5 protein-coding genes and 1 riboswitch are annotated in these 6,834 nt (G+C 73.7%); of the genes, 1 reads left to right on the forward strand and 4 read right to left on the reverse strand.

The features are described 5' to 3' along the window. Nucleotides 1-424, reverse strand: a 424-nt coding sequence (locus tag GPJ59_RS31610; RefSeq protein WP_219671351.1) for a hypothetical protein, incomplete at its 3' end; no start/stop codon positions are given. 90 nt (nucleotides 425-514) lie between these two features. Continuing rightward, the gene (locus GPJ59_RS31615; protein ID WP_308120591.1) at nucleotides 515-1,390 is read right to left on the reverse strand and encodes a bifunctional 5,10-methylenetetrahydrofolate dehydrogenase/5,10-methenyltetrahydrofolate cyclohydrolase; all 876 of its coding nucleotides are present in this window, start codon (nucleotides 1,388-1,390) and stop codon (nucleotides 515-517) included. Between the two features lie 43 nt (nucleotides 1,391-1,433). Beyond that, nucleotides 1,434-1,541, reverse strand: a riboswitch (ZMP/ZTP riboswitch). 421 nt (nucleotides 1,542-1,962) lie between these two features. Here GPJ59_RS31615 and GPJ59_RS31620 point away from each other — a divergent pair. After that, nucleotides 1,963-3,543 (forward strand): RNA polymerase sigma factor, encoded by a 1,581-nt coding sequence (locus tag GPJ59_RS31620; RefSeq protein ID WP_219671352.1) that lies wholly within the window; start codon nucleotides 1,963-1,965, stop codon nucleotides 3,541-3,543. A 102-nt stretch (nucleotides 3,544-3,645) separates the two neighbouring features. On the opposite strand, the gene GPJ59_RS31625 is transcribed toward GPJ59_RS31620, so the two are convergent. Both GPJ59_RS31625 and GPJ59_RS31630 read right to left on the reverse strand, forming a co-directional pair. After that, nucleotides 3,646-5,061, reverse strand: a complete 1,416-nt coding sequence (locus tag GPJ59_RS31625) for an amino acid permease (RefSeq protein WP_258025218.1) — start codon at nucleotides 5,059-5,061, stop codon at nucleotides 3,646-3,648. A 76-nt stretch (nucleotides 5,062-5,137) separates the two neighbouring features. Beyond that, the coding region (locus GPJ59_RS31630) for an alkaline phosphatase family protein (RefSeq protein WP_219671353.1) at nucleotides 5,138-6,834 on the reverse strand (1,697 nt) is incomplete at its 5' end.

A 6,834-nucleotide genomic window follows, 5' to 3' on the forward strand; every position in this document is an offset into this window, starting at 1 on the left:
GGGCGGGGGGCTCCGCGCCGGGGGACGGGGGCGCGCTGCCCGGGGAAGGGGGCTCGCCGCCGGGGGCCGGGGGCCGGCCGCCGGCCCCCGGCGGCCCACCCTCGCCTTCCAGGGCGCCGACCGGCTGCTCCGTGAGGACCTGGGCCGTGTTCGAGACCGCCTTGATGCCGAGGTAGGCCGTGGTCATGGTGCTCACCGCGGTGAACGCCGAGGTGAGCACGCCGATGGCGGCCGGCTGGCCGAGGCCGCCCAGCCGTACGGCGGCCCAGTAGGCCAGCAGCACGATCGCGGCGTCGCCGCCCAGCACCACCAGCAGCCCGGTCAGGGCCCGCACCCGGGTGGGGTGCAGGACCATGGCGGTCACGGACCCCGCCACGAGCAGGAGCACCGTCAGGGAAAGCACCAGCTGCACAGCCAACGGCATGGCCGCCTCCCGGTGGGGGGACGTCGATCGTCCGCTGCCTTCAGGATGCGCGGGGCCGGGCCCCCGCGCATCCTCGTGGCGGCGCGCCCGTCAGGCCAGGTCCGCCAGGGCCAGGCCGGCCTGGTCGGCCGCGGCCTGCACCGTCTGCTCCAGCAGCACGGCGATGGTCATCGGGCCGACCCCGCCCGGGACCGGGGTGATCAGCGAGGCGCGGGCGGCCGCCGACTCGAAGTGGACGTCGCCGACGTTGCCCTCGTTGTAGCCGGCGTCCAGGACCACGGCGCCGGGCTTGATGTCGTCGCCGTGGATGAACTCGGCCTTGCCGACCGCGGCGACCAGCACGTCCGCCTGGCGCACGATCGAGGACAGGTCCCGGGTGCGGGAGTGGCAGTAGGTGACGGTGGCGTTCTGCTCCAGCAGCAGCATGCCCGCCGGCTTGCCGAGGATCGCGCTGCGGCCGACGACGACGGCGTGCTTGCCGGCCAGGTCCACGTCGTACTCCGCGAGCAGGCGCATGATGCCGCCCGGGGTGCAGGAGACGAAGCCCGGCAGGCCGAAGCCCATGGCGGCGAACGAGTGCATGGTGACGCCGTCGACGTCCTTGCCCGGGGCGATGGCCTCGAAGGCGGCGCGCTCGTCGATGTGGTGCGGCACCGGGTGCTGGAGCAGGATGCCGCTGATCTCCGGGTCCTCGGACAGGGCGGTGATCGTCGCGACCAGCTCCTCGGTGGTCGTCTCCGCCGGGAGCTCCACGTGGCGGGAGGTGATGCCCGCCTTGGCGCAGCGGTTCTGCTTCATGCGGACGTAGGTCACGGACGCGGGGTCCTCGCCGACCAGGACGGTCGCGAGGCAGGGGGCGGTGCCGGTGCGCTCGGTGATCGCGGCGGCGTACGCGGCGGTCCGCTCGCTGATCCGGCGGGCCAGGGCGGTGCCGTCCATGAGCTGGGCGGTCTGGGCAGTCGTCACGGGGTCTCCTGAACGTCGCTGCGGATTCGCGGTTCGCGTTTCGCGGTTTCGCCCAGGCGCGCGGCAGTCTGCGTACGGCGGGACAGGTGCGGCCGTATGCCGGGCCGCTCCCCGGTGGTGATCCACCCGAACGCCAGTCACGGCCCGCCGCCCACTGTAGTCGACCACTCGACGCGCCTCGTCCGGCGGCGGCCGGGCGCCGGGCCGAGGCGCTCGGGACCGGCGGCGGGCGCTCCACGGGGGGACCGCGGACGTGCCGCGGACGTCCCTCGGACGGGCCGCGAACGGGCCGCGAACGGATCGGGCGGGAGGGTCCGTTCGCCGCGCACACCGCCCGTGTCCTCATCGAGGCGCGGAAAGCGGCATGATGATGAAAGGCGGCGTGAGGTTGCCTCCCGGCGGCGTGGCGCAGGTCACTCAATTCAGCGCGTAACGAATCGACTCGGGCAGGCGATGAACCGACAGGTGTCTTCACGCGGCCCCGGAATACCGACCCCCCTGGGGCCTGTTTCCGCAAGGACGCGCGATGATGTCCAGCCCGCCATTTATCTGTTCGCAACGAGAGGCTCCTTGTGTCGCTCAGCCCGTCCCGTACGTTCCCTCCGGAGATCGCCGAATCCGAGGCCCTGGTCGCGCTCGTCGAGCGTGGCCGCGAGCAGGGTCACATCAACGGTGACGACGTGCGCCAGGCCTTCGAGGCCGGCCGCATCCCGGTGGACCAGTGGAAGCGGGTCCTGCGCAGCCTGAACCAGGTCCTGGACGAGGAGGGCGTCGCGCTGCACGTCAGCGCCGCCCCGGCCACCAAGGCCCCCGCCAAGAAGCCCCGCAAGGCGGCGGCCCCGGCCCGTACGGTGACCAAGAAGGCGGCGGCCGCGCCGCGCCCCATCGGCGCGCGCAAGACCGCGGCCTCCCCCGCCACCGCTGCGGCGATATCCGCATCGCCGGCGGCAGCCGCCGCCACCGAGGACGAGTCGGCTGCCGCGCCCGCGGCCTCCGCCGTCGCCGAGCCGAAGAAGCGGACGGTCAAGAAGACCGCCGCGAAGAAGACGGCCGTCAAGAAGACGGCCGCGAAGAAGACCACGGCCAAGGACGGCGACGACGACGCCGCCGACCTCGAGAACGACGAGCTGTTCGAGAACCTCGAGGACGACACCGAGGACGAGGCCAAGGCCGGCGGCCAGGGCTTCGTGCTGTCCGACGAGGACGACGACGACGCCCCGGCCCAGACGGTCATGGTGGCCGGCGCCACCGCCGACCCGGTCAAGGACTACCTCAAGCTGATCGGCAAGGTGCCGCTGCTCAACGCCGAGCAGGAGGTCGAGCTCGCCAAGCGCATCGAGGCGGGCCTGTTCTCCGAGTACAAGCTGGAGGAGGAGGAAGAGCTCAAGCCGGCCTACCGCCGTGAGCTGGAGATCCTCGTCGAGGACGGCCGGCGCGCGAAGAACCACCTGCTGGAGGCCAACCTCCGCCTCGTGGTCTCGCTGGCCAAGCGCTACACCGGCCGCGGCATGCTCTTCCTGGACCTGATCCAGGAGGGCAACGTCGGTCTGATCCGCGCGGTGGAGAAGTTCGACTACACCAAGGGCTTCAAGTTCTCCACGTACGCCACCTGGTGGATCCGGCAGGCGATCACCCGCGCCATGGCCGACCAGTCGCGCACGATCCGCATCCCGGTGCACATGGTCGAGATCATCAACAAGCTCGCCCGTGTGCAGCGCCAGATGCTCCAGGACCTGGGCCGCGAGCCCACCCCGGAGGAGCTGGGCAAGGAGCTCGACATGACCCCGGAGAAGGTCATCGAGGTCCAGAAGTACGGCCGTGAGCCGATCTCCCTGCACACCCCGCTGGGTGAGGAGGGCGACAGCGAGTTCGGTGACCTCATCGAGGACTCCGAGGCGGTCGTGCCGGCCGACGCGGTGTCCTTCACCTTCCTCCAGGAGCAGCTCCAGTCGATCCTGGGCACGCTCTCCGAGCGCGAGGCGGGTGTGGTCTCCATGCGCTACGGCCTCAACGACGGCCAGCCGAAGACGCTGGACGAGATCGGCCGGGTGTACGGCGTGACGCGTGAGCGCATCCGCCAGATCGAGTCGAAGACCATGTCGAAGCTGCGCCACCCGTCGCGCTCGCAGGTGCTGCGCGACTACCTCGACTGAGTCCGAGTCGGGACGTACGGACTGGAGGGCCGGCCGCAAGGCCGGCCCTCCAGGCGTTTCCGGGCGCGTCCGGGCGCGTCCGGGTGAGTCCGGGTGCGTCCGTCAGGCGCTCTCGCGCCGCCGCTGGGCGCGGGCCGCCATCACGGCGTAGACGAGGACGCCCGCGAAGAGGAACAGCACGCCCTGGTAGACGGCCGCGTACCCGGAGCCGGCGACCAGCCACAGGGAGAAGCCGAAGGCCAGGCAGGCCAGGACCGCGTCACGGACCAGGCGTCCACGGTGGACCCGGTCGGCGCGCCCGGAGGCCAGGAAGTAGATCTGGGCCGCGGTGGCCAGCAGGTAGGGGACGGTCGCGGTGAAGGTGGTGACCAGGACGAGGACCTCGAAGACGCCGCCGGTGCCGAAGGTGTAGTTGTACACGGTCAGCGCCGAGGCCAGGGCGACCGTCACGACGACGCCCACGACCGGGACCCCGCGGCGCTTGACCGCGAAGGGACGGGGGAAGAGGCCGTCGCGGGCCGCGGCGTACGGGGTCTGGGCGCTGAGCAGGGTCCAGCCGTTGAGGGCGCCCAGCATGGAGACCACGGCCGCGCACGCCACGACGGTGCCGCCCCAGGTGCCGCCGAACATCGCGTTGACCGCGTCGGTGAAGGGGGCCGTGGAGTCCACCAGCTTCTCGTGCGCCACCAGCCCGAACACCGACAGCGTGCCCAGCAGGTAGACGACGGCCGCGCCGACGGTTCCCAGGACGGTGGCCCGGCCGACGTTGCGGGCCGGGTCGCGGACCTCGCCCGCGCTGACCGCCGCGGACTCCACGCCCAGGTAGCTGAAGAGCAGGATGGCCGCCGCGGCGGAGACCGCGCCCATCGCGGAGGAGTCGCCCGCCCGGTACGGGCCGAGGTTGGCCGGGTCGAAGAAGAACAGGCCGCCGACCGCCACGAGCAGCAGCGGGGCGAACTTCAGCACGGTGGCGACCACCTGGACGGCGCCCACGTACCGGGTGCCGGCCAGGTTCGCCGCGGCCGGGAGCCACTGGACGGCCAGCGCCGCCAGGCACATCGACCAGCGGTGCTCCGCCACGGCCGGGAAGAGGACGCCGAGGTAGCCCACGGCGGCGACGGCCAGGGCGGCGTTCGAGACCCAGGCGGTGATCCAGTAGCTCCAGGCGGCGAGGAAGCCCGCGAAGTCGCCGAACGCGGCGCGGGCGTAGACGTACGGGCCACCGGTCTGCGGATGCCGCTCGGCGAGCCGGCCGAAGACCAGGGCCAGGGCTATGGCACCGGCCGTCAGGACGCCGAAGGCGACCAGGCTGATGGTGCCGAAGGGGGCCACGGACGCCGGGAGCAGGAAGATGCCGCCGCCGATGATGTTGCCCATGACCAGGCAGGTCGCGATCGGCAGGCCGAAGCGCCGGGCGTGCGGACCCTCCTGCCGTGCGCCGCCTTCGGGGTGGCCGGGGTCCTGCTGCCCGCGGTCCTGCTCGGGTGCTGGGGTGGGCGGTGCGGCGTGCAACGTCATGGGTGGTGCGCCTTACGGGTGTCTCACATGATGGGCAGGTCGACACATGGTCGGGTACGGCGGGGACGGCACCAAATCACCGGGTTTCGTCCTGCCCGGACACCCCTGCGGACGGAAGGGTTCCGTCGGCGGGCGCCTGCTGCCGCTGATCCTCCTCCGCCCCTTTCGGCCCCTCCGCGAGCAGCTCGGGCAGCTTGCCCCGCTTCCTCCCCGGCCACTGCGGCCCCGGCTCCCCCTGTGCCGACTCGCGCAGCCAGCCGCGCAGGACGGCGTGCACCGCCTCCGCCCCCACCAGGGCGCGCCCGGGGTCCGACAGCCCGTGCGGCCACATCAGGAAGGGCCGGCCCTGCTCCCCGCCCAGCCCGCCGTGCGAGCCGATCTGCTCCTCGAAGGCGTGCACGGTCCCGGCCGCCGGGTCGTACGCCGAGTTGACCATGACATCGGCCACGTGCGGGAAGCCGTCCGTACGCCGCACCGCCTCGGCCGCGCCCGGACCGTACGGCGCGAGCAGCGCCTCCGCCTCCCCCGGTACGGCCAGCCGGGCCACCGCCCCGTCCGGGCCGAGCACCTCCCCGTCCACCAGCAGGAAGCCCACCCCCGGGTGGTTGGCCAGGGTCGGCAGCAGCGCGGGGTGGGTCCGCTCGATCCACTCCCGGCGGGCCCGGCCCGGCACGGCGGGGAAGGAGATCAGCGCGAGGTTGCCCGAGGCCAGGACCACCGGGTCCCGGCCGCGGGCCGGCCGGGCCTCGTCCGCGTCCTCCTCCTCCGGCCGGTGCAGGGCGGCCCGGACCGCTGCCCGGGCCTCCGCCCCGCTGTGCGTACGGCCGGCCCGGCGCGACACCGGCAGCCCGCAGCCGGCCCGGACCAGGTCCTTCAGGGTCAGGCCGTAGCGGGCGAGGAAGGTCTCGCCCGGGCTCTGGCCGTGGTCGGACAGCAGCACGATCCGGTACGGGCGGGGTGCGTGCTCGGCGACCCGGGCGATCGACGCGAGGCAGCGGTCCAGCCGGGCCAGCACCTGGTCGGTGTCCGGGCCGTGCGGTCCGCAGTGGTGGGCGACCTCGTCGTAGCCGACCAGGTCGGCGTACACGCAGGCGCGTCCGGCCAGCATGTCGCCGATCACGGCGGCCACGACCACGTCGCGCTCGACCACGGTGGCGAAGGCGCGGACGAACGGGTAGAGCCCGCCGCGCGGGACCCGTGGCCGGTCCCCGCGCAGCCGGGCCCGGACCGACTGGACGGCCTCGCGGACCACTTCCGCGCCGAAGGAGACGGCGGTGCGGACGGCGTTGGCGGGGTCGGAGAAGTACGCGAAGTAGCCCGCGCGGGACCGGTTGCCGCGGCCGCGCCGGGCGGAGACCGACAGGACCAGCGCCAGCTCGTCGGCGCCGCCGCTGAACAGGTTGCCCCGGCTGGCGCCGCCGTGCGCGAGCAGTCCGCGGTCGCCGGTGCGGGCGACGGCGCGGCGCTGGAGCTCGGCGGCGCTGGTGGGGCGGTTGCAGACCACCACCTCGCCGGTGTCCTTCTCGTACCAGCGGAAGGCGGGGACGTCGTAGGTGGAGCCGTGCAGGATGCCGAGCTGGCTGGCGCCGGTCTGGCTGGACCAGTCGGTGCGCCACGGCGCCAGCCGGTGGCCGCCGTCGAGCCAGGCGGCGACCGTCGGCATCACCCCGCGGCCGGCGGCGCGGCGCAGTACGTCGTGGCCGACCCCGTCGAGCTGGAGCAGGACCAGGCCGGGGGTGGTCCGCCCGGCGCCGGGCGCGCCCGGTCCGGCCG

Origin of the sequence: Streptomyces bambusae (assembly GCF_019400985.1) — a bacterium.
Lineage (GTDB): Bacteria > Actinomycetota > Actinomycetes > Streptomycetales > Streptomycetaceae > Streptomyces > Streptomyces bambusae_A.